This window comes from Streptomyces sp. NPDC052236 (genome assembly GCF_044548015.1).
Taxonomy (GTDB): Bacteria; Actinomycetota; Actinomycetes; order Streptomycetales; family Streptomycetaceae; genus Streptomyces.
The window spans coordinates 73,605-99,922 of record NZ_JBIUBL010000028.1; the positions used below are offsets into that span (position 1 = coordinate 73,605).

Consider the following 26,318-nt stretch of genomic DNA (forward strand, 5'->3'; position numbering starts at 1 on the left):
GGAGATGGTGCGTTGTCTGACTGGGAGAAGTCGAGCACGGCACGGGTAATAGCACCCGCACGGCCGCGCAAGCTCGCCAAGGTCCCGTTCGTCGAGCTGGCCGACGGACGCTTGCAGGGCGTGGTGTCCAGCGGCTCGGACATCGAGCGGGTCTATGTCTCATCGGTCGCGGCCGGCACCTACGCGTTCGCTTGCAGCACCAACAACAACCGGCCCTGCGGCGGCGCGCGGGGTTCGTTCTGTAATCACATCCGGGCCCTGATCAACGAGGCGGTGCTGCAGTACGGCGCCGAGCGCGTCGCCCGCTACCTGAGGGTCGAGAGCGCGGACGGGGAGCCGAGCGCGCAGAGCATCGCCGACGACATGAGCAACACACGTCCACCGCAGGGGGACACGAAGGCCGCCGCGCAGGTCTTCAGCCGGTTCCTGCGCCACCTGGCCTACCTGGAACTCGCCCCGACCACCGCACCGTTGCCGGAGATGCAGTGGTTCCCGCCGACCAGGGCGGTGGCGTGATGCGCGCCGACCTGCTCCGCGAACCCATCGCCGGGCTCGACGAAGCCCTGACGGCCGTCGACGCCTTTGACCGGGCCCTCGTCGCCGGCCTGCTCCGTCCCCAGCCCGCCCAGGCCGCCGGCCTGACAGGGCTCGCCCATGCCGTCGCGGGGACGCCGCTGGCCGCCAGGGTTGCCGAGGCAGCCGAGAAGGCGGCGGCCGGAGCCGCGAGCGAAGACCACTTCGTCGCCTTCGCCGCCGCCCGCACCGCACTGCTCGGCTCCGTCCACGACGCCCTGATGGCCCGCGTCGAGGAGGCGACCGGCCGGCCTCGCAGCGAGGAGTCCGTCCCGGCGCCGGGTGGGCAGCAAGCGGCGAACTTGCTCATCGCCGCCCGCTCCTGGCTGTCCGATCTGGCGCGCTCCGGGTGGCAGGGCATCGACCACGACGTGGTCTCCGGATCGGCGCACGTCGTCTCCGCGATGCTTCCGGACCCGGGCCTGCGCCGCCTGGCGACGCTCCTCGACGGCTTCGCCGCCGAACTCGCCGCATCCTGCCCGGGAGCGGCCCTGGAACGCATCCCTGCACGCCGCTGGGCCGACCTGTGGTCGCGCGCGATGCTGCTAACGCTGCCCGGTGCCGCCGACGTGCCCATGACCGGCACGGCCATCGGCCGCCTCCTGCCCCTCGGCGTCGACGTACAGGAACACGCGACCGCCGTACAGGCCCAGGTCCACGCGGTGTTCGAGCCCGCAGACGGCGCCGCGCCCCGCCTGGTGCGTGCCGGCGTGTCGGTGCCGAAGCCCGACACGGTCGTCGGAGCCGGCCTCTGGCAGTTGCTCCGCCCGCACATGTCGCTCCTGGCAGCCGTCAGCGAAGGCCGCTCGATGGAGCTGACCGGCATGCCGGTCACCCCCGAGGGCGACCTGCTCTGGAGCGACGAGCACGCACGCCCGAGCGAGCCCGCCGACGCCTTCGCCACTGCCCGCGTCGCCCTGCCCACCGCCACCGACGCGGTGACCGCACCCCTGGACCGGCACCCGGCACGCATCGCCGTACCCGTGTTCCTGGAGGGGTACTCCGCCCGGAAAGACAACGCGGCGCTGACGTTCACCGTCGCCGGACACTCTTTGGCTGTCGACACCGACCGCATTCCGACTGCCGGACCGCTCACACCCGAGGCAGTCGCGGTGTCCGGCGCGTGCATCGGGCTGCTCCGCTGGGACGCCGGTACGTATCGCGTCCAGCCGCTGGCCGTCGAGACGACCGTACGGAAGAAGGCTGTCGCGATCCACGCCGGGGGATGGGCCGGTGGCACAACCGACAAGGCCGGCGTCAGGGCCGAGAAGGCCGCCACCGACGCCGTGGCCGTACTGCGGGAGCGTGCGGGGAGGCTGCTGCGGAAATGACGGAGCACACGACCGGGCACACGACCGGGCACACGCCCGAATCCGAGCAGTCTGCCGGGTACGCGACCCCGCAGAACCCCGGGGTCGACCCCCACGACAATCGCCGTCAGATCCTGTACTGGCGGCTCCTCGCCCGCCTCTTCGACCACGAGGAGCAGCCCACGCTGGAATCGGCGAGCCTCGCCGTCGTCGAGGACATCGCTCTGCCGTCCGCGCTGCTGGACCCGCAGGCCTCCGTCGACTCGATCGTGCAGCGCCACCCGGAGCTGGCAGCCGAGTTCGACGGCCTGATGGCACCCGAGCCGGACGACGACGGTGCACGCGACCGGGCCGCCGAAGTACGGCGCGCGGCGCTGGTGTCGAAGGTGCTGCTCAACGTCTTCGCCTCCGGCTCGGGCACGGTCACCGCCGGACAGCTGACGCGCTGGCAGTCGGACGCGGGCTGGCTGGAGCGCGCGCTCGGCTGCAAGCCCGGCGACCTACACGGCGGAGGGGCCGGCCGAGGGACCGCAGGACCGGGCGTCAGCCCGACCGGCACAGGCACCGGCGGCCGTGGCACGACGCCCGACCTCAGCCGGCTGATCCCGGAGATCGGCCCGGAACTCGGCGCCATCGAGGCCGACCTCGTCAAGCGGATGCGCCTGCGCGAGGTGCTGGCCGACTCCAAGCTCGCCGCGCAGCTGACCCCGAGCATGTCACTGATCGAACAGCTGCTGCGGGACAAGAACAACCTCTCGGGCGTGGCCCTGGCCAACGCCAAGGCCCTGATCCGCCGTTTTGTCGACGAGATCGCCGAAGTCCTGCGCACCCAGGTGGAAAAAGCCACGGTAGGCGCCCTGGACCGCTCCGTCCCGCCCAAGCGGGTGTTCCGCAACCTCGACCTCGACCGCACGATCTGGAAGAACCTCACCAACTGGAGCCCGGAGGAGGAGCGGTTGTACGTCGACCGCCTCTACTACCGGCACACCGCCCGCAAGACGACGCCCCAGCGGCTGATCGTCGTCGTGGACCAGTCGGGCTCGATGGTCGACTCGATGGTGAACTGCACCATCCTGGCGTCGATTTTCGCCGGACTGCCGAAGGTGGACGTCCATCTGATCGCGTACGACACGCAGGCGCTCGACCTCACGCCGTGGGTACACGACCCCTTCGAGACCCTGCTGCGCACCAACCTCGGGGGCGGCACCGACGGCACGGTCGCCATGGCACTGGCCCAGCCGAAGATCGCCGAGCCCCGCAACACCGTCGTGGTGTGGATCTCCGACTTCTACGAATGGCAGACAGAGCCGCTGTTCGAGAGCATGGCCGCCATTCACCGCTCGGGAGCCAAGTTCATCCCGGTCGGCTCGGTGACCAGCTCCGGCCGCGGCAGCGTCAACCCGTGGTTCCGGGAGCGCTTCAAGGACCTCGGTACGCCGGTGCTCTCCGGCCACATCCGCAAACTCGTCCACGAACTCAAGACGTTCCTCGCTTAGCTCGCTCAGCTCCCTTAGACCTCTTAGAAAGGCCCTGCTGTGTCCGACGTGTTGCGCGCCCCTGCCGAGACCAAGTACGCCGAGGAACTGGACTGGCTGGAGTCCATCGACAACAACCCCAAGCCCTTCTCCTGGCGGCTGTCCCCGAAGATGGTCTGCACATTCATCCTGGGCTCCGAGCGTTCCGACGGCCTGGACCGGGAGATCTCGCAGAAGTGGTTCGGCGACCGCAGTTTCGTCGAGCGTTCCATCGTCACGCTGGCCTCCGACCGCGGCCTGCTGCTCATCGGTGACCCGGGCACCGGCAAGAGCTGGCTGGCCGAGCTGCTGTCCGCCGCGATCAGCCGCAACTCCACGCTGGTCGTGCAGGGCACGGCCGGCACCACCGAGGACCACATCAAGTACTCCTGGAACGTATCCATGGTCATCGCCAAGGGCCAGTCCCGGGACTCGATGATCCCCTCACCGATCATGACCGCGATGGAGACCGGAGCGATCGGCCGTGTCGAGGAACTCACCCGCTCCACCAGCGACGTCCAGGACGCGCTGATCTCGATCCTGTCCGAGAAGTACATCTCGGTCCCCGAACTGGACAGCGACAACATCGTCTTCGCCAAGCCCGGCTTCTCGATCATCGCCACCGCCAACAGCCGCGACCGGGGCGTCAACGACCTGTCCTCGGCGCTCAAGCGCCGCTTCAACTTCGTACGCATCCCGGTGGTGACGAACAAGAAGAGCGAGGCGGAGATCGTCCGCTTCCGCACCGAGGAACTGCTGCGCCGCCACCAGCTCGAACTGGACGTACCGCCGACGCTGCTCGACGTGCTGCTGCAGAGCTTCGCCGACCTGCGCGCCTCGGCGGCCGCGGCCGGCAGCGACGACGAGAAGCTGGAGTCCGCGCTGTCCACCGCCGAACAGATCGGCGTGCTGGAGGACGCGATCCTGCACAGCAACTTCTTCGGCGAGCGCGCCCTCACCGCCCACACGCTGGCCTCCTCGCTCGTCGGCTCACTGGCCCGGCGCGAGCCCGAGGACCTGGCCATCCTCAACAAGTATCTGCACGGCGTTGTCGAGCCGCGCAGCAAGGAAGAGGGCGGATCCTGGCCGGAGTTCCTGGAGGGCGGCCGCGACGCGATCGCCACCCTGTCATGAGCGGCCCTGTCATGAGCAGCACACACGAGGGGACCTTCGACCCGCTGCGCGCGCAGCTGCAGGAGACCGCCGCGACGTTCGCCGACGGGCCCGACGCACTGGAGGGCATCCTTCTCGGCATCGTCGACGACGTCGACCGCGCGGTGCGCGAGCCACTGGAGATCTTCCCCGTCTGCCACCACTCGCCCGCCTCGGCCATCGCGATGGCACGCCGCCTGCGCCAGAAGCAGCCCAAGGTCGTGTACCTGGAGCTGTGCGAGGACATGGCGCCGCTGCTCAGCGAACTGCGCAACTGCAGGCTCCCGGTGGCGGTCCAGGCGTACGCCACCGAGATCGACGGCTTCCCGGCCGAGTGGTCCCCGCTGTCGGTGGTCGCACCGATCACCGAGGCCTCGGCCGAGTACCAGGCGATCGCCTACGCACTGGACACGCCGGGCGTCGAACTGGTCCTTGTCGACCGTTCCTCGGACCACGTCTTTCAGTGGGACGCACGCGCGGCCTCTTCCCCGGCGCCCGATCCGGACGCACCGCCCGCCGAGGAGGAGGCCGCGCTGCACGGCGACGCCGTCGGCGTGGAGATCGGCGACCTGCGACCGCGCTTCGCCGAACTGGAGGAACACCTGCTGCGTCACGGCAGGGTGCGGCACTGGTCGGAGTGGTGGCACCAGTACGTCGAACTGCCCCTCGGCGACAGCGACCACGACACCTACCGCCAGGTCATGCTCCTGATAGGCAGCCTCTTCAGGCGCCTCGCACCCGGCGACCCCAACCGGGTGCGTGTGGACGAGGACCGCGAGCGCTACATGTGGACCAGGATGCGCGAACACCTGGCCGCGACCGGCACCGATCCCGCGGACTGCCTGTACGTCTGCGGCGCCTTCCACGCGGCCAGCCGCGTCGCGGAGTTCGGCGTCCACGGAACCGACACCTTCGACATCAGCCCGCGCAGTGCCACCAAGTGGCTGCACGGCCTGATTCCGTCCAGCCACGCGGCGATCGAGGCGCAATTCGGCCTCACCGCCGGCTCGGTGTCGATCGCCGCGACCCTCTGGGCGAAGAACCTCAGGCGCACGCGCCTGGAGCCGTACCGCCTGGCGGGACAGGCCGGCGCGAAGAAACCGAGGGCGGCCAAGAAGACCGCGGCCGCGGCTCCCGTATGGGGGCACTCCCCCTCGCTTCTCCCCCGTAGCTCCCCAGGGGACCCCCACCCAGGCGAAGCTCTGGGGGATCTCCCGCCCACGGACAAGCTGACCGGCTTCCTGCGGCAACCGCCCGTCCTGGACCGGCTGGACGAAGCCGAACTGCTCGGCTGGTCGGTGGAGATCGTGCGCGCCGCGCGACGCAACGGCTACCTCGCCTCGACCGCCGACGCCATCGCGGTGTTCGAGACGTCGATCCTGCTGGCCGGGATGCGCGACCGGGCCAGGCCCACACCGTACGACTTCCAGGACGCGGCCGTCACCTGCATCGAGAAGGACACCGTGCCCGGCCGGCGCGACGTGCGCCGCCTCGTGGAGATCATGATGGGCGGCGACCGGATCGGCCAGGTCGGCTACGACGCGCTGCCACCCCTGGCCCGCGACGTCCACGACCGGCTCGCGCCGCTGAACCTCAAGCTCCAGCAGCGCGGCGTACAACGGGCGCTGCTGAACATAGCCGCCCAGCCCGAACTGGAACAGTGCTCCGATGTGCTGTGGATGCTGCGCTACCTGATGCCGCACGGCACCGCGCGGCCGATCATGGGCGAGCGGAAGCTGGGGGAGCGGCCGATCCAGGAGTCGTGGGACCTGGCGCTGGGCACCCACCAGCGTGCGCTCATCGAGCTCGGCTACGAGGGTGTCAGCATCGAGCAGGTCTTGGAGCAGCGCCTGCGCCGCACGGCGTACGGCCCGCACACCACCGCGGCGACCGTCCTGCAGGCCGTCGAGGACGCGACGCTGTACCTGCGCAGCCGCCGCCTCGCCGACGAGCTGGGCACCCGCGCCCTGGAGGTGCTGTCGGCCGAACGCAGCGTCGACGGCGCACCGCAGGTGCTGCGCCGGGTGCGGCGGCTGCTGGCGTACTACCGCACCAGCGAGCCGGTGCTGCCGTCGTGGATCGAGTCCTTCGTCAAGACCGGATACGCGCACTACTGCACCCTGCTGCCGACGGCGTTCACCGACGAGGACGCCACCGTCCAGCAAGTGGCGGCGATGCTGGGCTTCCTGTTCAGCATGGAGAGCCTGGCGCTGTCGCTGGGCTGCGACCGGACCCAACTGGAACTGGCCCTCGCCCAGTCGCATCCGCGGGACCCGTCAAGGACGGCGCTGCTGTGGGCGGCTCAGGTACAGCTCGGGCACCTGACCCGCGCGGACCTTCGGGCGAGGTGCGACGAACTGCTGGGCAACCCCTTGGTGGTACCCGCCTATCCGCGCTACCTCAGCGGCTTCGTACACGCCCTGGAGCCCGTCCCGGGCCTCACCGACTTCGTCGTGGAGGCAGTGTCGAACGCGTTCGCACGGCTGCCGGACCCGGTGCTCCTGCCCTGGCTGCCGACCCTGATCACCACCTTGCGATCGGGCGGCGCGGAGCTGGCCCCGCTGCTGACCCGTGAGGCCGGGCGGATCTTCCCCGGCCGGCTCGCAGCGCTGGACGAGTGGGTGCCGCCGTGGCGGGCGCAGCCGGAGCCGGAAGCCGTCCATCCTGCGCGGCGCGCGGACGGCAGCCGCGGCTGCACGCTGCTCACTGCCCACCCCGCGGCGTGCGACGCGGTGGCGAGCCTGCTGGGCTGCGACGGGACCTGGGAGACCGCGGATCCCGGCCGGCCGGGCGCGGCAGTGGCCAGTCGCTATCCGGATACGGCGCTGGCGCTGGAGGTGCTGCTGACCAGGGCGTGACTTCGGTGTGGCGTGGCAGCCCACGCGGCCTGTGGGTGCTGGTGCAGTTCCACGTCGCAGTGATGAATCGGAGATGCCGACCGAGCAAAGTACCCAGGGGAGACCGGGTAGACGTCGCGCCAGAGATGTCGGGGTATCAGACCGGACAGGGCTGCGAACGAGAATCGATCGATCGGCCGGCTCGTGGCGGACTGGGTTGCTCCGCGTTCTTCGCCGCATCGCCGCGACGAGGTCGGGAACTTCGCTGCCTCGTATGGCGGGGGAATCGCCCTTCGACGTTCAGGAGGACGCTTCGTAGTGGGTGGCGACCGCGGCGGCGCGGTTGCGTAGGGCGGTGCGCAGCCACTGCGGGGCCAGGGCTTCCGCGTTCGTGGCGAGCTGCCACAGCGCCCATTCGGCGTGTCTCGAATCTTGGAAGGTCACCTCCAGCCGCAGCCAGCCGTCCGCGTCGGCTTCTTCGGCGAGGACGGCGAGCGCGGTGCCCACCAGGTCCTCCCGCCGCGCCGGGGCCACTCGTACCAGCACGGTGACTTGGTCGCCGCCGGTTCGAAACTGCGTGCTGCGTTCCTGCCAGGCCCGGTCCAGATCGACCCGGTCCGGCCGCTGTGCCGGTTCGGCGAGTTCCTCGGCGGCCAAGATCCGGGACAGCCGGTAGGTGCGGTCCGCGCCGGACCTCGTGGCCAGCAAGTAGCCCTGGTCGCGCACGGTTACCAGGCCGATCGGGTCCACCGTGCGCCACTTCGGGGTCTGGTCCACCGCCGCGTAGTGGATGCGCAGCTTGTGTCCGGCGAACACCGCGCGCCGGACCTCGGCCACGATGGTGTCAGGTACCTCCTCAGCGACCAGCCGACGCGAGAGGAGGTCGGTCTCAGGGTCGATGAGCAATCGCTCGGCCACGCCGGCCGCGGTGTCCCGATGGCTTTCGGGTAGCGCGTCGACCACCTTGAGCATGGCCGAAGCGAGCGCCGAGCCGAGGCCGAATGCCTGCGCGCCGCGCCGCGATCCGGCGACCAGCAGGGCAAGGGCCTCGTCGGGGTTCAGTCCAGTGAGCTCGGTCCGGAAACCGGGCAGCAACGCGAAACCGCCGTGCCGGCCGCGTTCGGCGTAGACCGGGACGCCGGCTGCGGACAGCGCCTCGATGTCGCGCAGCACGGTGCGGGTGGATACCTCCAGCTCGCGGGCCAGCGCGGTCGCGGACAGCCGACCGCGCTGCCGCAGCAGCAGAACCAGCGATACCAACCGGTCGGCGCGCATACGAAAACTCTACAGGAATACATGACACGGGATGTCGTGATTCGTTGGGAGGCTTACCAAGGCTTACCTGCACGACAAAGACCCATCGCACAAGAGAGGTGTCACCCACATGGCACACGCCATTGTCAATCCGGACGGTTTGCACGACCCGGTCCCGTTCGGCTACAGCCACACCGCCACCGTCCCCGCAGGTACGGAACTGGTGCTTGTCGCGGGTCAGTACGGATCGGGCCCAGACGGCGCGGTTGTCTCGACCGACTTCACCGAGCAGGTGAAGCAGACGTTCCGCAACATCGGCGTCGCTCTTGCCGCCCATGGGCTCGACCTCAGCCACGTCGTCCAGCTCAGGACGTATGTGGTGAACCATGACGTCAGCAAGCTTGGGCCAATCGCCGGGGCCGTGCAGGAGGGCTGGGGTACGAAACCGCCCACGCAAACCCTCATCGGTGTCGCGAGCCTGGCTACGCCTGACGTGCTGTTCGAGGTCGAGGCCCTCGCCGCCCGGCCCTGACTCGCCGCCGCAACGTGAACGGGCGCCATCGGACACGAAGGTCCGGGCAACACGTCGCCCTGGTGAGGGACCGCCTCGTAGGCGAGCGCACGCGGCTCGCCTACGAGGCGTCGACGGATTCCGCCGAACTCGGGTCGTCGCCGTATCGGGGTGTTGAGCCTGAGCGAAGACCAGGTCGCCGCGATCTGGAGCCGGCCGAGGATCTGCGGCGGCTCGCGTCGGCGGGAGGCGCTCCCTGGGTGATCGTAGGGAAGACGGGGTGTAGGCACGGCGTCGGCACGATATGCGGCGAGGCGGGGTCCAAGGTGGACGCGCCGTGCACGCTGGACCAGCTGGAGGCGGCCACCAAGAAGGGCGCCGTGAGCGCCGACGTGGAAATAAAGAAAGGCATCGCGACCCTGGTGACCGAGCGGCGTGCCGCCCAGCAGGGGACCGACTCCGGGTCCGACTCCGGGTCCGACTCCGGGTCCGGCTCCTCCGGTTCGGGCTCGGACTCCGGCTCGTCCTCCGGTTCGGGTGCCGGCTCCGACGAGACCGTCATCGAGGGTGTCGACAAGGGCAAGGGCGTCAACGGAACCTGGTTCGGCAACGTCTCCTACCTGGCGCCGGGCACGTACACGGTCTCCGACACGAAGGGCGTCGAGCAGCAGTTCCTCGTCGCCGAGGACACCGAGATCTGGGGCTACGGCGACATCTGCGGTGACACGAACACAGGTGAAGGCGGCCAGGGCGGCATCGAGTGCACCGATACCGAACTGGAGAGGGCCGCCAAGAACGGCTTCACCGGCTTCACCGCCGAGGTCGTGATCAGCAACGGCATTGCGACCACCATCCGCGACGACCACTGAGCAGCACCCCACCACGGCGGGCCCGCGGAGGACACCTCCACACCCGGGCCCGCCTCGCCGGGGCCGCCTGGGCGGGCCCCGTATGGCGTGACCGCGAAAGCGCTCAGGATCGCCGACGACAGCGCCGGGTCGCCACCCCTTTCCGCTGCACCTGCCGCCCAGACTGGCCCGACTGACGCCGAGAGGCTGGCCGAGCGCCCCGGAGACGGCCGCGCACGCCGCCCTCCCGGCTTCACAGGACAGCACCGCATCCACCGCCGACCCGGCCGGCAGCACGGTGCCGCCCACGGGCGCGGACAATGACCAGGCGGTGGGCTTGCGCCATGCCCACGAACACCACCGGCCGGAGCTCAGCCGCGCTACTCCCCACGTTGCCGGGCCGGGCAGAACTTCTGCCCGGCCCAGCTGGAATCAGGAGGGCGACTCCTGTGTCCAGCGCATGCCGATCGCGGAGAGCTGCTGTCCATCCTCCACGGGGGTCAGTGAACTCAAGCGGTGGGTGCGCACCCCCGCATGAGCGGCACCGCATTCTTCCCAGGGCGGTATCTCTCACCCGAACGGGTGGTGATCGTGGTCATCCCTGTGGATCGGCGAAGCGGTCCAGCAGCCACGCGACGGCGGCACGGGTAGCACCGGAGACCGCGGCCACGACGAGAGCGAGCCTGTAGCGGTGTGCGGGCGGGCGGTTTGTGGGCATAGGGTCAACTCCCCATCGTGGGCGGACGTTGTTTCCGCGTGGCGGTGGGATCAGGTTCGTACGGGCCTGGGGAGTTGCAGCAAGCGTCACGCGTTGCCATCTATGGCAGCGCCAGGGGTGGATGTGATTGTGGGCGAGCTGGAGACGCTGGGCGAGGACTTGTCACCTGAAGCAGCCGAGTTGGCGAGGGAGCTGCGGGTTCTTCATAGCGCTCTGGGCATCTCGGTGCGCCGGTACGCGTCCCGTTGCTATGTCGATGCCGGCGCGGTCTCGCGTTTCCTCAGCGGCAAACGGGTTCCACCGTGGCCGTTCGTGATGGGTCTGCTCACGGAGGTGGCCGAGCACCGTGGGGAGCCGGCTACGCCGGAGACCATCGCGCATCTGCGCCGGCTGCACCGGAAGGCGATCACGGCCAGCTCGGCCACGGGCCGGGTGCGGGAGCTGCAACACCTTCTGGAGGAGACCGACGCGCAGGTACGCCAGTATCAAGCTCGGGAGCAATCGACTGCCGAACTGTTGCAAGACCGGCAGCACCGTCTCCAGCAGCTGCGGCTGCAGCTGCGGGCGGTGGAGGGCGCGCGTGCGGTTGACCGGGAGGAGCAGGAGACCGTCCTGGCGGAGCAGCAGCGGGCACAGGACCGCCTGCGCGCCGAGCGTGATCAGCTGCAATGGCAGGTGACGCGGCTGTCCGAGCAGCTGACCCACGCACGGCGGGCCACCGTGCTGGCTGAGGAGCGCTGCACCCTGCTGGAGCGGCAACTCGACGCCGCCGAGGAAGCCAACCGCCGCGGAGAGGGGGAGCAGGCCAGACGTGGACACCACGTCCCCGAAAGCCGGCAGGCCAATGCAGAGCGAGCGTCCACGAGCCGGGAGACTGGCGGCAGCGCCCCAGAGAGGAAGAGACTGGGCAGCAAAGGGTCACTCCCTGGCGATGTGGCCGAGCTCGAAGCCCTCGCAAGAGTCGCGGGTCAATCGGGCAGGCCGGAAAGGCCGCAGACCACCGCCCGCTCCTCAACGATCCCAGGCTCTGGGATCACCGGCGAGATCTCACCAGGCGAGCAGGAGTCGACGGCTGACCGGACGTTCCGTCGCCGGCTGCGGCTCCCGAGGCCGCATCGGGACATGAACGGCGTTGCCTACGCCGCAGCGATGGTCGCGGTGGGCGCAGTGATCGGTCTCTTGACCTATCTCCGCGTCACATCGGACGTCAGCTACGGGATCCTCTATCACGCAGGAGACAAACCCTCCGAGCGACGCATGAGCTGCTCTGGCCTGTATGGCATGCGCTGCACTGGCATGGACGGCTGGTACTGGAGACTGTCGGCCGGAGGGAAGACCAGAACAATCCTCGCGCCCGAAGACGCCAAGAACAGGCTTCTCCTCAGCGGAGACCTTGAACTGGCCGACAGCTCGACCGACTGCGCCAGGGCACGGGTGGCATGGCAGATCACCACCACCGATCCAGCCGCCACACTCATCGCTTCGGGAACCTTGCAGGGCGACAGCGAGCAGCGCTCGCTCACCGAATCCCTTCCTCGCTCGGCCGACCGCGTGGAGCTCAGAGCGGAACGCATCGACCGCGAAAGCTGTGACGCCGACCTGAGATGGAACACCCCGGGCCTCAGCAGATTACCGGTGTCTTGACCACCGGCGGGCCCCTCGCCCACAACAAGTCCTACGAACAAAGTCCCTGCGCGACTGTCGCCTCGGGGGGACGACGTGGAGGCGGGCTCGGCTCTTGCCGGACGCGATCTCGCCGATCGTGGCGAGGGTTGCTTCGTCGTCCGGGAGAAGGAATTGCTCCTCGTGCGCGGAGCGGATCGGATCGGATACAGGACCGCCGACTCGATGCGGTTGCGGTTGTCGTTCCGGTTGACGCGCATCCCGATCGTCGGCCACGACGGACCCGGTCACGGCCCTCGGGCCTTGACCTCGAACCTTGGACCGCAATCACAAGTACGCCGTGCTGCTGCGCATGGTGCAGCGCCTCCACAGGCCGGACAGGCCGAGGCGCAGACCGAGCCGGCGGCGTGCACCCCGCTACGACGTCGGCAGGACCGTCAAGCGCGTCAAGACACTTGTCGCTCTGCGTGACTCCCGAAGATAAACACGTCGAGCCGCAGGAGCAGCGAGAGGCCGACGACCGGCAAGCGCTTGACGACGGACGGCAGGATCGGCACATCCATCGGCTGAGTCCGTCTTGCGGGCCGGATCCGTTGCGATGACGCGTCACGGAAGCGCACCCTGGTAAAAGAGGTAGGGAGACCGTTATGCCCACTCTCGAGGAACAGATCGACATCACTGCGCCCGGTGACGTGGTCTGGGACCACTTGCACCAGGTTGAGGAATATCCACGGTTTGTCGGAGGCGTACGGGAAGCCCGGCGCGAAGGCGCTTCCGGCGTACACGTCGACCTGGGGACCAGAGGCGGCACAGCCCGCGGGCTCGACGCCGCCACCGAGGATCTCCGCCCCAACGAGACGATGACCTGGAGGACCACGGAGGGCCCGCACCTGAGTGGCTCCGTATCGCTCCTCCCCATCGACGCGACCCACACGAGGATGCAGCTACGCATCGATTACGACCCCGCCGAGGCGCACGACGCCTTCGGGGGCCCCAAGGGGTTTGCCCAGTCCTCCGCCATCGAGCGGACCGTCCGGGCGGATCTCCACCAGTTCAAGGACCTGGTGGAGCAGGCACACCCCACCACCTGACCGGCTGGCGCGGCTTCGTTCCTGCCGGCGTGCTCACGGCTGCCTGGCGCCTGCAGGGACTGGCGCCACCTTCTCGTAATCCCACCGGCCGTCGGCCGATCCCTGAGCCAACAGCGAACTGATCCAGTTCCTCACCGGAAACACCCAGCGGCGCGAACACGTCGAGCACGCCTTGGCGTTCCAGCCGCGAGGGTCCGCGACCATCGCACGCGCACGCGCACGCGCACGCGCACGCGCACGCGCTCGTGGAAGTGGGGACGTCCATCTCCTTCGAGCTGGGTCCGCACGATGTCGCCGTACGCCAGATCGCGAACGAAGAACGGCACGTTGTCGACGCGGACCAATCCGTCGCCGACGTCTACTGCCCAAAGGCTCTCGCCACCGACCGGCGGCCAGCCGCCTTCCTCTTGGTCAAGGGCGAACCACACCTTGACCAGCGCACCCGCGGCATCGTTCATCACGCCGGCATGGCGGAGAGACAACTCTCCGTCTCACTCGGGCGTGCTTGCTCCACGGAAAGTAAGCCAGGGCCTGAGAAGGACAGTCTCAGCGCCAGTCGTCGATCACATAGGCGTCGGGGTGGCTGTAGCCGGGTTCGTTGGGCCTGTGCATGGCCACGCCCTGCAACCACGTGCGGAAACCGCAGTCGATCATTAGCCGGTAGGCATCCTGCCGAGCCAGATTCGTTCCGGCGTCCAGTTGCCCCAGTCCACCCTCGGCGGCCAGCCGCTCGCACGCGCTGAGCAGGCGCTCGAACCGGTCGGCGGCCTCCGGGCCAGGGCGTACGGCGCCGAATTTGACGAAGCACACATCCTCGCCGGCCTCCGACCCGGCTCCGCAGTGGCAGACAGCCAGGCCATCGAGCTCGGAGCCGGCGCCCTGGAGGAGGATGGTGTCACCGAGTCCCTGCGCATGCGTGGCCACGATCTCGCGTTCCACGCTCAGGCCCTCGTACACGGCCCCGGTCAGGCCGCGGCAGAGGCTCAGGGCGTCGGGCCGCTCGGCGGCGGGCAGATCGCCGTAGAGCACTCGGCCGGGGACCGCGGCACTGTCTGCGACCTGCTTCTTCATGATGGCTGTGAGGAATCTGGGCCAGAAACCGTACCGGCGGTAGAGCTCAAGGTGCTTGGGACTGTGCGAGAAGGTGAACAGGCCCAGGTGGCGGTTCTCCCAGGTGTCGAAGCAGTCCATGACCGGCTCCATGAGGCGCCTGCCGATACCCTGGTCCCACAGATCCGGACGTACGGTCAGCGGGCCGAAGTACCCGACGCTGCCCCAGTTGACGGCGAAGTTGGATCCGACGACTTCGCCCTCGACCGTCGCTGCGAAGGCCGCCTGCGGATCGGCCGCCCAGCGGGTGCGGACATAGTCGGCAGTCCCGAAGAACGTCTTCGGCTCGGGAGCACCGAGGAACGTCCCGAAGGCGACCCTGAAGATCTCGTCGGCCTGATCCAGGTCCGCCTCACCCAGCGGGCGGACTGACACAAGGCCCGCGCCACTCTTGCGCTCCCCTGCGGGTAGGCTCATTGCTCTCTCCTTCCCGAACCCCCCGTTTCATCGCATCACGGGCGTGCGCCGCAGGCGAGGCGAGAGATCCGCCGATACGCAGGGCCCGAGGGCCCGCGTACGGTCTGTGCATGGTTGATCAGAAACCCTCCTTGCCCTCCATACACGACTTCGCGACCTGGGAGCCCGTGCTGCGGCTCCTGCGGGCCGGCGACGCGGAGAAGCATGCTGCTGCCCCGTCCGCCCGCGTGGAGGGACGCATCGGCCGACATGGCTGGAGTCTGGCCCTGCAGCGACGGCTGCCGCCCCCCGGTCGAGCCGCCCAGATTGAAGACATGCAGGACGAGCTCGACGCGGTGAAGCGGGTGCAGAGCGCGCTGGCGGACGCAGGCGTCGACGACATCTCGTTCACAGCGGAGATCTCGCCGACCGGGAAGACCGCGCTCCACCTGCTCGGGCCCAGCCCCGCCGTGGAGCCCGGCATCGGCAACCCGCACCCGGGAGCGCTCATCCTGGTCGAGGGCTCCCTTCCCGAGCCCTGGCACCGCCTCCCCGATTCGGTACCCGGGGCGGTGCAGGCCCCTTCGGCGAATCCGGAGCTGCTGGAGCAGACGCTCCGCGAGCGGTTGCCCGACGCCATCGGCGCGACGGAGGCGGAGATCGCCGCCGCGGAAGCCCGCCTCGGCGTCACCCTGCCCGACGAGCTCAAGGCTCTCTACCGGGTGACACGGGCACGGTGGGAGGACTGGGGCGACGACTACGAGGCAGCGGAACGCGTCTCCGCGGCGGTCGGCTGCGAGCTTTTCGCGTTGGAGGAGCTGTACGTTGCCGACGCGTCGTCCCGTCACTGTCGCTGGGAGTTCGCGGCGATGGTGGCGGTCGTCACCCCGCCCGACGCCGTGGTGCAGGGCCTGGTCGGCTCACCCGGCTGGATCGCATTCGGGGACAACGGCGGTGGGGACCGGCTGGCGGTCGATCTGACACCCGGTCCGCGCGGACACACGGGGCAGATCATCATGCTCGACCATGAACAGAATATCGGCGCCGAAATCCTGGCCGATTCCCTCACGGACCTGGTGATGAGCCGGAGGAGGGAAGAGCGCCGTGATCGTCGCAGGGATCAGCCACCGGTCGTGGCCAGGGTCAACATCGCCAGTCTGAAGAGCATCCAGGCCGCTGCCCACCCCGGCTTGGAAGTCCTGTCCATCGGCGTGTGGGACGGTGCGCCGCTCAGCCTTGCCCCCGTCACCGGACTGCCCCGCCTGCGTACCCTTACCGCCTACCCCGGCACGCTCGCCGATCCTTTGGAGATCGCCGAGCTCACCGGACTGGAGTTCCTGGAGCTCGGCCCGGCGGAATGGCGCGTCCTCCTCGATGCCGGAGCCGTCCCCCGCAGCCTGTCGGCGGCGGCCATCGAGGTGCACGGCAACCACAACCCCCTGACCATCGTGGCCATCGCCAACGAACTCCTCGCTCTCTGGGACCGGCCCCGGATCATCCAGACCGTTGTTGAAGGCACCCTGGGCCCCGGCCCTGTGGCGTAGTCGGCCAGCCGTAGCCGGCCGGCTGGATCAGGGGGTGGCGAGGAGCTCGAGCGTATCGATCACGCGGTTGGAGAAGCCCCACTCGTTGTCGTACCAGGCGACCACCTTGATGTGGCGGCCGTCGACGCGGGTGAGGGCCGAGTCGAAGATCGACGATGCCGGGTTGCCCGTGATGTCGGACGACACGAGCGGGTCGTCCGAGTACTCGAGGATGCCGGCGAGCGGCCCCTCCGCCGCGGCGCGGTACGCCGCCAGCACGTCCTCGCGTGTCACGTCGCGGGCGACGGTCGTGTTGAGTTCGACGATCGAGCCCACCGGAACCGGTACTCGGATCGAGTCGCCCGACAGCTTGCCGTCGAGGTTCGGCAGCACGCGGCCGATCGCCTTGGCAGCGCCCGTCGTGGTCGGCACGATGTTGGCAGCGGCGGCGCGAGCGCGGCGGGGGTCGCGGTGCGGACCGTCCTGAAGGTTCTGCTCCTGCGTGTAGGCGTGCACCGTCGTCATGAAGCCGTGCTCGATGCCGGCGAGCTCGTCGAGCACCGCGGCCAGCGGCGCAAGCGCGTTGGTCGTGCACGAGGCATTCGAGATGATCGTGTGCGCGGCCGGGTCGTACGCGTCGGTGTTGACCCCGAACGCGAGCGTGACGTCGGCGCCGTCCGACGGCGCACTGACGAGCACCTTCTTCGCGCCCGCGTCGAGGTGCGCGCGGGCGGCCGTAGCCGACGTGAAGCGGCCGGTCGCCTCGAGCACGATGTCGACGCCGAGCTCGGCCCACGGCAGCTTCGCCGGTTCGCGCTCCGCGAGCACCGTGATGCGACGGCCGTCGACGACGAGGGTGTCCCCGTCGGCGGTCACCGGGCGACCGAGCCGGCCGGCCGTCGTGTCGAAGGCGAGCAGCCGCGCGAGGGTGGCGGGCTCCGTGAGGTCGTTGACGGCGACGACCTTCAGGTCGCTGTCGCGTTCGAGCAGTGCGCGCAGCACATTGCGTCCGATGCGGCCGAATCCGTTGATGGCGATACGAGTCATGAGCGGTGTCCCTTCGGTTGTCATCAGGTTCGCGCGCGGCATCCGCCCGTGACAGCGGCGTGAGTGCCATGGTCCGAAAGGATCGCGCCACGTGGCGGCCGCATGGCGGCCACGTGGCGGCGGGCTACTCGCCCTGGGCGAAGGTGTACCGGTACTCGCTCGGCGTGGTGCCGAGGATGCGCTGGAAGTGCAGCCGCAGATTCGCACCGGTGCCGAGACCGACGTCGGCGGCGATCTGCTCGACGCTCCGCTCCGAACGCTCGAGCAGCTCACGGGCCACGTCGATACGGGCGCGCATGACCCATTGCATCGGCGTGTACCCGGTGTCTTCGACGAAGCGACGCGAGAACGTGCGCGGCGACACTGTCGCATGCCGGGCGAGTACCGCGAGGGTGAGGGGCGCGTCGAGCCGGTGCAGCGCCCACTCGCGGGTGGCGGCGAACCGCTCGCCGAGCGGCTCGGGCACGCTGCGCGGCACGTACTGCGCCTGCCCGCCGCTACGGTAGGGGGCCGCGACCAGGCGCCGGGCCACGTGGTTTGACGCGGCCACCCCGAGGTCGCCGCGCAGAATGTGCAGGCACAGATCGATGCCGGAGGCAGCGCCGGCCGACGTCAGCACGCTGCCCTCGTCGACGAACAGAACGTTCTCGTCGACCTGAACGAGCGGACGCTTCGCCGCGAGCGCCCGCGTGTAATGCCAGTGGGTCGTGGCGCGCTTGCCGTCGAGCAGGCCCGTGGCAGCGAGCGCGAAGGCGCCCGTCGAGATGGCGGCGAGCCGCGCGCCCCGGTCGTGGGCGGCGATCAGCGCGTCAACGACGGCCTGCGGCGGATCGTCGCGGTCCGGGAACCGGTAGCCGGGGACGAAGACGATGTCAGCCCACGCAAGCGCGTCGAGGCCATGGGCGACGTAGTACGACAGGCCGTCGCCGCCGGTCACGAGCCCGGGTGCCGCGCCGCACACTCGTACCTCGTACGGCATGCTCGCGCGGGTCGTGAACACCTGTGCGGGAATGCCGACATCGAGCGGTTTCGCGCCCTCCAGCACAAGGACGGCGACGCGATACAGGCGGGAGGCTGGCACGGGGAAGAGGGTACAGCGGTGCTGGTCGCCGTCCCGTACGACGTGGAACAGCGAGGCGAGGCTTCGGCCGCTGGGTCACCTTCGGTGTGATCGCGGTGATCCGGCGTGCCAGCTCGGCGAGCCGGTCCTGTTCATCGAGCAAACCCGCGAGGAGGCCCGCGCGCAGATGCTGCGGTTCATGCCCGAGCCCGTGGTCGAGACCACCCTCGATGCGATCGGCGAGCCCGACCCCGCCGAGCAGCGGATCAGCCCCGACGCCGAGCGGGTCCTCGGCCGAGCGCCCCGCACCTTCGCCACCGAAATCCACCAGCCTCGCATGGCGGGGACGGCCGGCGGGCGGTTCTGGACTCGCTGCCGACCGTCCGGCCGTCCCGACCGGCGCGCGGGTCTCGGAGCCGGGGCATGGGGGAGTGCCCGTTCCGCTGCCCTTGCGGACATTGTGATGGCGCCGGACAGGTCGATGCTGGAGCGGTGGACTCGACGACGGCGCGGCGGGCGGGGCGGGGCGAACGGTCAGACGCCGCCGCGCTCCGGCGACCGCGCGCCCCGGCGAGGACCCGTCCGGAGATCGCGCCGGCGCCGCTGGGGGCAGCCGTCCACGGGACCCCGGCCGGCGCGGCGCTGCTGCGCGGCGGCCGATCGGACCCGGCCACCAGGGCCGCCGCATGTCTGCGTCTGCAACGGGCCGTTGGCAATAAGGCGGTCACGGGCCTGGTCGCCTCCGCGTATGTGCAGCGTCAGTCGCCCCCGGAATCGGCGGAGCAGCTGGACGTCAAGTGGCGGGCGGCAGTGGGCGCGGGGGAGTGGGCGGCGGCGGCGCGGGTGCTCAACGGCTTGGACAACGGCGGCATCGTCACGAGGGTGGCCGGTCTCAACCACGATCAGTTGATCTGGCTGTACACCGCTGTGCTCGGCTCGATGAGTGGTGCCGGTACGGAGCGGCTCCTGGGACCGATCGAACACCGCGATCGCGACGCCGCCTTCCAGGCTTGTGTACGCACCGCCCACTGGGCCGAGGCCGCCACAGTGCTCCATGGGTTCAACGATCCCGGCATTGCCGTGCGGACCAGGGCGCTCGGCCCGCCCCAGGTGGACCTGATGCTGGCCGCGACGCCCGAGGCCTTGGCCCGCGTCCGGAGCGCCCTGCTGGACGTCAAGTGGCGGGCGGCAGTGAGCGCGGGGCAGTGGGCGGCGGCGGCGCAGGTGCTCAACGGCTTCAGCGACGACGACGTCAAGGCCCGGCTGCGGGCGCTGACGATGGACCAGATCCTGGCACTGCGCGGGGCGGCCACTGCCTTCCCCCGGCTGGCACCCCTGATCGAGATCGGGTCGGCGCCGTTCACCAACACGACCGACACCGGAAACGCCTACACCTCCAACGCGTTGGTGCTCCGCAACGGGGTGCTGATCACCAAGGAGGTCAAGTTCATCTCGGCCGGAACGTTCGCGGTCGGCGGGTTCGAGGCCTTGCAGAACCGGATGATCACGGCCGTGACCTCCTACATGACCGGTAAGTACAAGCTGCGGGTCGGGCCGCCCGGCGGCGGTCCGACCACCGGCGACGGCGACTACCCGATTACGGTACGGGTCGTGCCCAACCCGTCGGCGACCTACCCGGTGACCTTGCACGGCGGGCTGCACGGCCGTTCCATGGCGTCGGCGGCCGGCGGCAACATGTACCAGCTCGGCTACTCCGGCGAGACGAGCGTCCCCGATATCGTCCTCGCGCACGAATGCGGGCACATGATCCTCGGCGCGTCCGACGAGTACGCCAACGCCCAGTTGCCGGGCCGCGTGATCACCAATGACCACAGCCTGATGGGCAACTTCTACACCCAGGGCATCGCCGCCGCCGAACTCAAGGCGCGCCACCTGAAGTTCCTTGTCACCGTCGCCGCCGGGTGGTTCCCCGGCCGCACGATTAGTATCGTTCCATGAACGCTCACGCCGCCGGGGATCTGCAGGCCATCGCCGCCGAGTGGCCGGCGCAGGGCGAGGCCGGCGGATTCTGGATCGCCTACCACATCGGCTCGGAGTTCTACGGCGAGACGGACGCGCGCTTCGAGGACAACGGGCGCTATGTGCTGTGGTCGACCGTCACCCAGGGCCGGGAGCGGCTGGAGTTCTCCGGGCGGCTCGATCCGGATGAGGTCCGCGGGCTCGTCGAGCTGGTTACGCGGGAGCGGCTGTGGACCGTCCGGCACGTGCGGCCAACGCAGGCCGACGACGACGCGCCGGCGTTCCTGGAGGCCGGCGACGGCGTCCGGCGGGCCCGGGTCGAACTGTGGGTGTCGGAGGCAGGGTCGGTGCCGGAGTTCGCGCGAGTCCAGGAGGCGGTACTCGACCTGATACGGCGGGTGTCCGACGGTGCCATCCTGGAGGTCGGGCGCTGACCACGGATCTCCGCCCCGCGCACCGGGCGACGGCCCGCCTCCGGTGGCAGAGTCGCGCGGCTGTGTGCCGGTACAGGGACGTGTCCGGGCAAGAGCGGGACAGCTTGCTCGGTTGCCTTGATGGGCTGCCTTGATGGGCTGTTGACACTAGTGGCTTGATGCAAACCGGTGCCGGGCGGTGACGGAGAGGACGAGGAGAGCGAGTCCAGCCGCGGGGGCCAGTGCGAACGCGGCGGAAGCGCCCAGCCCGTCGGCGGTGCGGCCGGCGAGGAACGCCGCCAGTGCCGAACCGGCCGCGCTGGTGGAATTGTTCCAGGTGAACGCCTGGGTGAGGACCGTCGGGTGGACGGATTTCTCGGTGAGGACGTTCAGCAGGACGAGCGTGGGCGGCACCGCCGCCTCCGTGACTACCACGGCCGCGCCGAGCCAGATCGCGGACGGGGCCAGGGGAAGCAGCAGTGCTGTGCCTGTCAGGTACGCGGTGGCGATGACGAGTTGGAGATGCGCCGGGGCGCGGTGCCGGCGCAGCCCGTAGAGCCACCCGGAGAGCAGCCCGCTGAGGCTGGAGGCGGCGATGATCGGCGCGGCCGCATCGGGCACGCCGTGCTCCGTGGCGAAGGCACTCACCGAGACGCCCATGGTGCCGAAGTACAGCCCGATGGCCACGTTGAGCATGGCAAGGAGAAGGAAGTCCGGTCGCAACAGGCTCTGTTCGCGGCGGGCGCGCTCGGCGTGCCCGCGGGCGGGCGGGGGCGCGGTACGGCGCTGGGCAGCCAGGGCCCCTCCTCCGCCCAGGAGCAGGGCCGCAGCGATGGCGCCGGCCAGGAGAAGGCGGTGGGCAGTTCGTCGGCCCGCTGCCCGCGCAGCAGGTGGGCCCAGCGGGCCGCGGAGAGGGCTCCGAGTTGGGGGATGGCCGCGCCGGCGCAGGTGGTGGAGGCGATCGCAGCGGCCGGGGTGGTGGACGCGAGGACGCCGGCGATGGCGGTGCCGTGGGCGAGAAGGCAGAACGGCAGGACGCAGGTCTGGCCGAACCGGTCGACCAAGCGGGCCAGGTGAGGGCCGATCAGCGCCTCGGCGAGGGCGAACCCGGCAGTGGCGAGGCCGGCGGTGCCGTAGGAGCCGGTGCGGGCGTGGAGCAGCCAGACCAGGCCGAGGCCGGTCATGGCGATGCCGACACGACCCACGGCGGCGGTGAGGAAGAAGGCAGGGGCGCCGGGGATGCGCAGCAGTGGGCGGTATCCGGATGTGGCGGACGACATGAGGACCTTCGTCGCCGCCGGGTGCGACGGGCCACCCCAGGTCGCCGGCGCCTGAACACCCCGTCGGGGGTGCGTTGAAGAAAATGGCGCGACCCGTGGCCCGCCAGGGACGTCCAGGACTGCGGAAGGACGGGACACGCGCCCTCGCCGCCACCCCTGATCACCAGGCGGAGGAAACATGGGGCCCGGACCAAGGCGGGACCGGGCGACTGGGAGGACCGTAACAGGACGGAGCAGTGTCCGAGCAAGGGTTTTACGGACGGCGGCGGCGCGGAAGAGCGAGCGGAAGGGGCGGTCAGCTCCGCCGCCCCTGTTCGCGGTGCGGACCGACGTCTCACGGCCCACATCCCGGCGCCCGGCCCAGGGCGGCCGTATCGGGCCCGGTATCCGCCGCGTCCACAGGTTCGTGCCCTTATCACAATCCGGTCTCGGGGTCTTGCTCTTCCAGGTGTAATCGATTCCAATGCTCCGTGTAATCGATTCCACAAGGAGGTGGGTCCGGACCATGGCGAGCATAAAGGACGTCGCGGCCGAGGCGGGCATGTCCGTCGCCACGGTGTCGCGCGTCCTCAACAGCCACCCTTCGGTCAGCGCCGAGGCCCGGACGCGCGTCCTCGCAGCCGTCGCGGCCCTCGGCTACCGCCCCAACGCCGTCGCCCGCTCGCTGCGCACCGACCAGACCCGCACCCTCGGCCTCGTCATCAGCGATGTGCTCAACCCGTACTTCACCGAACTGGCCCGCTCCGTCGAGGAGGAGGCCCGCGCCCTCGGCTACAGCGTCATCTTCGGCAACGCCAACGAGCGGCCCGAGTTGCAGGACCATCACGTCCGTACGCTCCTCGACCGCCGCGTGGACGGACTCCTCGTATCGCCGACCGAGGGCGGCTCGCCGCTGATGCTGGACACGGCGCGCACAGGCACCCCGATGGTCTTCGTGGACCGCTGGATCCCCGGCGTGGATGTGCCGGTGGTACGGGCCGACGGCCGCCGGGCCATCCGCGATCTGGTCGCCCATCTGCACGCTCTCGGCCACCGCAGGCTCGCCATCATCACCGGCCCCGCGACCACCACCACCGGCAGCGAGCGTGTCGAGGCCTTCCGCCAGGCGATAGGCGAGCACGGACTGCCGCTGCCCGAGGCGTACATCGGCCAGGGCGACTTCCAGACCGCCAGCGGCCGACGGGCCACCGAACGTTTCCTCGCTCTCCCCGAGCCGCCCGAAGTCGTCTTCGCCGCCGACAACCTGATGGCGCTCGGCGCACTCGACGCGATGCGCGCGCACGGCCTGCATGTCCCGGACGACATCGCGCTCGCCGTCTTCGACGACATCCCGTGGTTCACGCACACCGACCCGCCGATCACCGCGATCGCTCAGCCCACGGGCGAGCTGGGCGGCGCGGCGGTACGGGCGCTGGTCGACCTCATCGAGGGCCGTCCGCCGCAGTCCGTGACCCTGGCCGCCCGTCTCGTCGTACGCCGTTCCTGCGGCGAACCCGCCTCCAGGGACCACGAACCCGCCTCCAAGGACCAGAGGAGCAACCCGTGAGCAACCCGGACGAGTTGCTGCGTATCGAGGGGATACGCAAGACCTTCCCCGGTGTGGTCGCGCTCGACGGCGTCGACTTCGACCTCCGGCGGGGCGAGGTGCATGTCCTGCTCGGTGAGAACGGCGCGGGCAAGAGCACTCTGATCAAGATGCTCTCCGGCGCCTACCGCCCCGACTCCGGCCGCGTTCTCGCCGCCGGCCGTGAGGTACGTATCCACGGGGCGCAGGACGCGGAACGGCTCGGCATCGCCACCATCTACCAGGAGTTCAACCTCGTACCCGACCTCACGGTCGCCGAGAACATCTTCCTCGGCCGCCAGCCACGCCGCTTCGGGATGATCGACCGGAAGCGGATGGAGGCCGCGGCCTCAGAGCTGCTGCACAGGGTCGGCCTGACTGTCTCACCCAGGGCCAAGGTCCGTGAACTGGGCATTGCCCGGCTCCAGATGGTGGAGATCGCCAAGGCGCTGAGCCTGAACGCCCAGGTCCTCATCATGGACGAGCCGACGGCCGTACTCACCTCCGAGGAGGTGGAGAAGCTCTTCGGTATCGTGCGCAAGCTGCGCGAGGACGGCGTCGGGATCGTCTTCATCACCCACCATCTGGAGGAGATAGCCGCCCTCGGCGACCGGGTGACCGTACTGCGCGACGGCAAGAGCGTCGGCCAGGTACCCGCCTCGACTCCCGAGGACGATCTCGTACGGCTCATGGTGGGCCGGTCCATCGAGCAGCAGTACCCGCGCGAGCCGGCCGACGCCGGAGTTCCCCTGCTCACCGTGCGGGGCCTGACCCGCGACGGCGTCTTCCACGATGTCGGTTTCGAGGTACGGGCCGGAGAAGTCGTCGGCATCGCGGGTCTGGTCGGCGCGGGCCGCACAGAGGTCGCACGGGCCGTCTTCGGCGCCGACCCCTATGACGCGGGCACGGTCGAGGTGGCGGGACGCAGGCTCCCGCGCCACGACGTGGGCGCCGCGATGACCGCGGGAATCGGCCTGGTCCCCGAGGACCGCAAGGGCCAGGGCCTCGTCCTCGACGCCTCGGTACAGGAGAACCTCGGCCTGGTCACCCTGCGCGCGGCCACCCGCGCCGGACTGGTCGACCGCGGGGCCCAGCGCAGGGCCGCCGCCCGGATCGCCGAGCAGCTCGGCGTCCGGATGGCCGGCCTCGACCAGCATGTACGCACCCTGTCGGGTGGCAACCAGCAGAAGGTCGTCATCGGCAAATGGCTGCTGGCCGACACCAAGGTGCTGATCCTCGACGAGCCGACCCGCGGTATCGACGTGGGCGCCAAGGTCGAGATCTACCAGCTCATCAATGAACTGACGGCCGCGGGCCATGCGGTGCTCATGATCTCCAGCGATCTGCCCGAGGTGCTCGGCATGAGCGACCGGGTGCTGGTCATGGCCCAGGGCCGGATCGCGGGCGAACTCGCCGCGCACGAAGCAACGCAGGACGCCGTCATGGCACTGGCGGTCAACACATCCGCAATGAAGGAACTCAAGGAAGGGGCGGCCGGCCGTGGCCACTGACACGCTCAAGAGCGATATGGGCAAGAGCGACATGGGCAAGACGAGGGCCGCGACCGCGGTCCGCCGCGTCCTGCTCGACAACGGCGCGCTGAGCGCCCTCATCGTCCTCACCGTCTCGATGTCGCTGCTCTCCGGCGACTTCCTGACCACCCAGAACCTGCTCAACGTCGGCGTCCAGGCCGCCGTGACGGCGATCCTGGCCTTCGGCGTGACGTTCGTCATCGTCTCGGCCGGTATCGACCTGTCGGTCGGCTCGGTGGCCGCGCTCTCCGCCACCGTGCTGGCGTGGACGGCGACCTCCGAAGGCCTGCCGGTGTGGCTCGCGGTGATCCTCGCCGTCGCCACCGGCATCGCCTGCGGCTTCGTCAACGGCGCCCTCGTCTCGTACGGCAGACTGCCGCCGTTCATCGCCACGCTGGCCATGCTCTCGGTCGGCCGCGGCCTGGCGCTGGTCATCTCCCAGGGCAGCCCCATCGCCTTCCCCGACTCGGTCTCCACGCTCGGCAACACCCTCGGCGGCTGGCTGCCGGTCCCCGTCCTGGTGATGATCGCGATGGGCATCGTCACCGCCGTGATCCTCGCCCGTACGTACCTCGGGCGCTCGATGTACGCGATCGGCGGCAACGAGGAGGCGGCGCGGCTGTCCGGGCTGCGCGTCAAGAAGCAGAAGCTCGCCATCTACGCGCTCTCCGGCGGTTTCGCGGCCGTCGCGGGCATCGTCCTCGCCTCCCGCCTGGTCTCCGCCCAGCCGCAGGCCGCTCTCGGCTACGAACTCGACGCCATCGCCGCCGTCGTGATCGGCGGTGCCAGCCTCTCCGGCGGCGTCGGCAAGGCATCGGGCACCTTCATCGGCGCCCTGATCCTGGCCGTGCTCCGTAACGGCCTCAACCTGCTGTCGGTGTCCGCCTTCTGGCAGCAGGTCGTCATCGGTGTGGTCATCGCGCTCGCGGTCCTGCTGGACACGCTGCGCCGCCGCACTGCCTCCTGACCCCCAACCGAACGT

Annotated in this window: 22 protein-coding genes and 2 pseudogenes; 16 read left to right on the forward strand and 8 right to left on the reverse strand. The window is 70.0% G+C overall.

The genetic code is table 11. The annotated features are described in order from the left end of the window. Positions 1-12: 12 nt before the first annotated feature. The 5 genes from ACIHCQ_RS35025 to ACIHCQ_RS35045 are packed head-to-tail and all read left to right on the forward strand — an operon-like array spanning position 13 to position 7,407. Positions 13-516, forward strand: a complete 504-nt coding sequence (locus ACIHCQ_RS35025; RefSeq protein ID WP_399671861.1) for a hypothetical protein — start codon at positions 13-15, stop codon at positions 514-516. Next, entirely contained in the window at positions 486-1,904 is a 1,419-nt protein-coding gene (locus ACIHCQ_RS35030; protein ID WP_399671864.1) for a hypothetical protein, read from the forward strand. The genes ACIHCQ_RS35025 and ACIHCQ_RS35030 overlap by 31 nt, the downstream gene beginning before the upstream one ends. Continuing rightward, the gene (locus ACIHCQ_RS35035) at positions 1,901-3,379 is read left to right on the forward strand and encodes a VWA domain-containing protein (RefSeq protein WP_399671867.1); all 1,479 of its coding nucleotides are present in this window, start codon (positions 1,901-1,903) and stop codon (positions 3,377-3,379) included. The genes ACIHCQ_RS35030 and ACIHCQ_RS35035 overlap by 4 nt, the downstream gene beginning before the upstream one ends. A gap of 39 nt (positions 3,380-3,418) precedes the next feature. Next, positions 3,419-4,531 carry an AAA family ATPase gene (locus ACIHCQ_RS35040; protein WP_399671869.1) on the forward strand — a complete coding sequence of 371 codons (1,113 nt, stop codon included), beginning with the start codon at positions 3,419-3,421 and terminating at the stop codon, positions 4,529-4,531. 11 nt (positions 4,532-4,542) lie between these two features. Beyond that, positions 4,543-7,407, forward strand: coding sequence for a hypothetical protein (locus tag ACIHCQ_RS35045; protein WP_399671871.1), 2,865 nt, complete (start codon positions 4,543-4,545; stop codon positions 7,405-7,407). A 279-nt stretch (positions 7,408-7,686) separates the two neighbouring features. Here ACIHCQ_RS35045 and ACIHCQ_RS35050 read toward each other — a convergent pair whose 3' ends face one another. After that, the gene (locus tag ACIHCQ_RS35050) at positions 7,687-8,661 is read right to left on the reverse strand and encodes a helix-turn-helix transcriptional regulator (RefSeq protein ID WP_399671874.1); all 975 of its coding nucleotides are present in this window, start codon (positions 8,659-8,661) and stop codon (positions 7,687-7,689) included. 109 nt (positions 8,662-8,770) lie between these two features. Here ACIHCQ_RS35050 and ACIHCQ_RS35055 point away from each other — a divergent pair, with 109 nt between their 5' ends. Together ACIHCQ_RS35055 and ACIHCQ_RS35060 are read left to right on the forward strand one after the other, a co-directional pair. After that, the gene (locus ACIHCQ_RS35055) at positions 8,771-9,172 is read left to right on the forward strand and encodes a RidA family protein (protein WP_399671877.1); all 402 of its coding nucleotides are present in this window, start codon (positions 8,771-8,773) and stop codon (positions 9,170-9,172) included. Between the two features lie 239 nt (positions 9,173-9,411). Next, a complete protein-coding gene (locus ACIHCQ_RS35060; protein ID WP_399671880.1) occupies positions 9,412-10,020 on the forward strand; it encodes a hypothetical protein in 609 nt (202 codons plus the stop codon). A gap of 574 nt (positions 10,021-10,594) precedes the next feature. On the opposite strand, the gene ACIHCQ_RS35065 is transcribed toward ACIHCQ_RS35060, so the two are convergent. After that, positions 10,595-10,717, reverse strand: a complete 123-nt coding sequence (locus tag ACIHCQ_RS35065; RefSeq protein ID WP_399671883.1) for a hypothetical protein — start codon at positions 10,715-10,717, stop codon at positions 10,595-10,597. A 129-nt stretch (positions 10,718-10,846) separates the two neighbouring features. Between ACIHCQ_RS35065 and ACIHCQ_RS35070 the strand changes: the two genes are divergently transcribed. Both ACIHCQ_RS35070 and ACIHCQ_RS35075 read left to right on the forward strand, forming a co-directional pair. Further along, on the forward strand, positions 10,847-12,361 hold the full coding sequence (locus ACIHCQ_RS35070) for a hypothetical protein (RefSeq protein WP_399671885.1): 1,515 nt from the start codon (positions 10,847-10,849) through the stop codon (positions 12,359-12,361). Positions 12,362-12,987: 626 nt separating this feature from the next. Further along, positions 12,988-13,431: an SRPBCC family protein gene (locus ACIHCQ_RS35075; protein WP_399671888.1), complete on the forward strand. Its 444-nt coding sequence runs from the start codon at positions 12,988-12,990 to the stop codon at positions 13,429-13,431. A 131-nt stretch (positions 13,432-13,562) separates the two neighbouring features. On the opposite strand, the gene ACIHCQ_RS35080 is transcribed toward ACIHCQ_RS35075, so the two are convergent. Continuing rightward, positions 13,563-13,889: a DUF4265 domain-containing protein gene (locus tag ACIHCQ_RS35080; RefSeq protein ID WP_399671891.1), complete on the reverse strand. Its 327-nt coding sequence runs from the start codon at positions 13,887-13,889 to the stop codon at positions 13,563-13,565. Positions 13,890-13,977: 88 nt separating this feature from the next. Then, the gene (locus ACIHCQ_RS35085; RefSeq protein WP_399671895.1) at positions 13,978-14,958 is read right to left on the reverse strand and encodes a GNAT family N-acetyltransferase; all 981 of its coding nucleotides are present in this window, start codon (positions 14,956-14,958) and stop codon (positions 13,978-13,980) included. 110 nt (positions 14,959-15,068) lie between these two features. Between ACIHCQ_RS35085 and ACIHCQ_RS35090 the strand changes: the two genes are divergently transcribed. After that, entirely contained in the window at positions 15,069-16,481 is a 1,413-nt protein-coding gene (locus ACIHCQ_RS35090) for an SMI1/KNR4 family protein (protein WP_399671898.1), read from the forward strand. 27 nt (positions 16,482-16,508) lie between these two features. On the opposite strand, the gene gap is transcribed toward ACIHCQ_RS35090, so the two are convergent. Together gap and ACIHCQ_RS35100 are read right to left on the reverse strand one after the other, a co-directional pair. Further along, on the reverse strand, positions 16,509-17,507 hold the full coding sequence (gene gap / locus ACIHCQ_RS35095) for a type I glyceraldehyde-3-phosphate dehydrogenase (RefSeq protein WP_399671902.1): 999 nt from the start codon (positions 17,505-17,507) through the stop codon (positions 16,509-16,511). Between the two features lie 124 nt (positions 17,508-17,631). Beyond that, on the reverse strand, positions 17,632-18,588 hold the full coding sequence (locus ACIHCQ_RS35100; RefSeq protein WP_399671905.1) for a GlxA family transcriptional regulator: 957 nt from the start codon (positions 18,586-18,588) through the stop codon (positions 17,632-17,634). A 112-nt stretch (positions 18,589-18,700) separates the two neighbouring features. On the opposite strand from ACIHCQ_RS35100, the pseudogene ACIHCQ_RS35105 reads away from it, so the two are divergent. From ACIHCQ_RS35105 to ACIHCQ_RS35115, 3 genes and pseudogenes are all read left to right on the forward strand, one after another. Continuing rightward, positions 18,701-18,883, forward strand: a pseudogene (locus ACIHCQ_RS35105) (NmrA family transcriptional regulator); the annotation flags it as partial. Between the two features lie 176 nt (positions 18,884-19,059). Continuing rightward, the gene (locus tag ACIHCQ_RS35110; protein ID WP_399672002.1) at positions 19,060-20,526 is read left to right on the forward strand and encodes a hypothetical protein; all 1,467 of its coding nucleotides are present in this window, start codon (positions 19,060-19,062) and stop codon (positions 20,524-20,526) included. Next, entirely contained in the window at positions 20,523-20,981 is a 459-nt protein-coding gene (locus tag ACIHCQ_RS35115) for a hypothetical protein (protein ID WP_399671908.1), read from the forward strand. Before ACIHCQ_RS35110 ends, ACIHCQ_RS35115 begins: the two co-directional genes overlap by 4 nt. A 147-nt stretch (positions 20,982-21,128) precedes the next feature. Here the strand turns inward: ACIHCQ_RS35115 and ACIHCQ_RS35120 are convergent, their stop codons facing one another. Both ACIHCQ_RS35120 and ACIHCQ_RS35125 read right to left on the reverse strand, forming a co-directional pair. Further along, positions 21,129-21,647: a hypothetical protein gene (locus tag ACIHCQ_RS35120; protein ID WP_399671911.1), complete on the reverse strand. Its 519-nt coding sequence runs from the start codon at positions 21,645-21,647 to the stop codon at positions 21,129-21,131. Then, positions 21,605-22,240 carry a hypothetical protein gene (locus ACIHCQ_RS35125; protein WP_399671914.1) on the reverse strand — a complete coding sequence of 212 codons (636 nt, stop codon included), beginning with the start codon at positions 22,238-22,240 and terminating at the stop codon, positions 21,605-21,607. Before ACIHCQ_RS35125 ends, ACIHCQ_RS35120 begins: the two co-directional genes overlap by 43 nt. A gap of 505 nt (positions 22,241-22,745) precedes the next feature. Here ACIHCQ_RS35125 and ACIHCQ_RS35130 point away from each other — a divergent pair. The 3 genes and pseudogenes from ACIHCQ_RS35130 to ACIHCQ_RS35140 form a co-directional block, all read left to right on the forward strand. Next, entirely contained in the window at positions 22,746-23,786 is a 1,041-nt protein-coding gene (locus tag ACIHCQ_RS35130) for a LacI family DNA-binding transcriptional regulator (RefSeq protein WP_399671917.1), read from the forward strand. Next, positions 23,783-25,315: a sugar ABC transporter ATP-binding protein gene (locus ACIHCQ_RS35135; protein WP_399671920.1), complete on the forward strand. Its 1,533-nt coding sequence runs from the start codon at positions 23,783-23,785 to the stop codon at positions 25,313-25,315. The genes ACIHCQ_RS35130 and ACIHCQ_RS35135 overlap by 4 nt, the downstream gene beginning before the upstream one ends. Further along, positions 25,305-26,295: pseudogene (locus ACIHCQ_RS35140) on the forward strand (ABC transporter permease); the annotation flags it as partial. The gene ACIHCQ_RS35135 and the pseudogene ACIHCQ_RS35140, both read left to right, overlap by 11 nt. Positions 26,296-26,318 lie beyond the last annotated feature (23 nt).

Bases quoted from the DNA above. Each gene is read 5' to 3' on its own strand.
- ACIHCQ_RS35035 (WP_399671867.1), top strand. From the start codon at position 1,901: ATGACGGAGCACACGACCGGGCACACGACCGGGCACACGCCCGAATCC.
- ACIHCQ_RS35045 (WP_399671871.1), top strand. From the start codon at position 4,543: ATGAGCAGCACACACGAGGGGACCTTCGACCCGCTGCGCGCGCAGCTG.
- ACIHCQ_RS35050 (WP_399671874.1), bottom strand. From the start codon at position 8,661: ATGCGCGCCGACCGGTTGGTATCGCTGGTTCTGCTGCTGCGGCAGCGC.
- ACIHCQ_RS35055 (WP_399671877.1), top strand. From the start codon at position 8,771: ATGGCACACGCCATTGTCAATCCGGACGGTTTGCACGACCCGGTCCCG.
- ACIHCQ_RS35065 (WP_399671883.1), bottom strand. From the start codon at position 10,717: ATGCCCACAAACCGCCCGCCCGCACACCGCTACAGGCTCGCTCTCGTC.
- ACIHCQ_RS35075 (WP_399671888.1), top strand. From the start codon at position 12,988: ATGCCCACTCTCGAGGAACAGATCGACATCACTGCGCCCGGTGACGTG.
- ACIHCQ_RS35080 (WP_399671891.1), bottom strand. From the start codon at position 13,889: ATGAACGATGCCGCGGGTGCGCTGGTCAAGGTGTGGTTCGCCCTTGAC.
- ACIHCQ_RS35085 (WP_399671895.1), bottom strand. From the start codon at position 14,958: ATGAGCCTACCCGCAGGGGAGCGCAAGAGTGGCGCGGGCCTTGTGTCA.
- ACIHCQ_RS35090 (WP_399671898.1), top strand. From the start codon at position 15,069: ATGGTTGATCAGAAACCCTCCTTGCCCTCCATACACGACTTCGCGACC.
- gap (WP_399671902.1), bottom strand. From the start codon at position 17,507: ATGACTCGTATCGCCATCAACGGATTCGGCCGCATCGGACGCAATGTG.
- ACIHCQ_RS35115 (WP_399671908.1), top strand. From the start codon at position 20,523: ATGAACGCTCACGCCGCCGGGGATCTGCAGGCCATCGCCGCCGAGTGG.
- ACIHCQ_RS35125 (WP_399671914.1), bottom strand. From the start codon at position 22,240: ATGTCGTCCGCCACATCCGGATACCGCCCACTGCTGCGCATCCCCGGC.
- ACIHCQ_RS35130 (WP_399671917.1), top strand. From the start codon at position 22,746: ATGGCGAGCATAAAGGACGTCGCGGCCGAGGCGGGCATGTCCGTCGCC.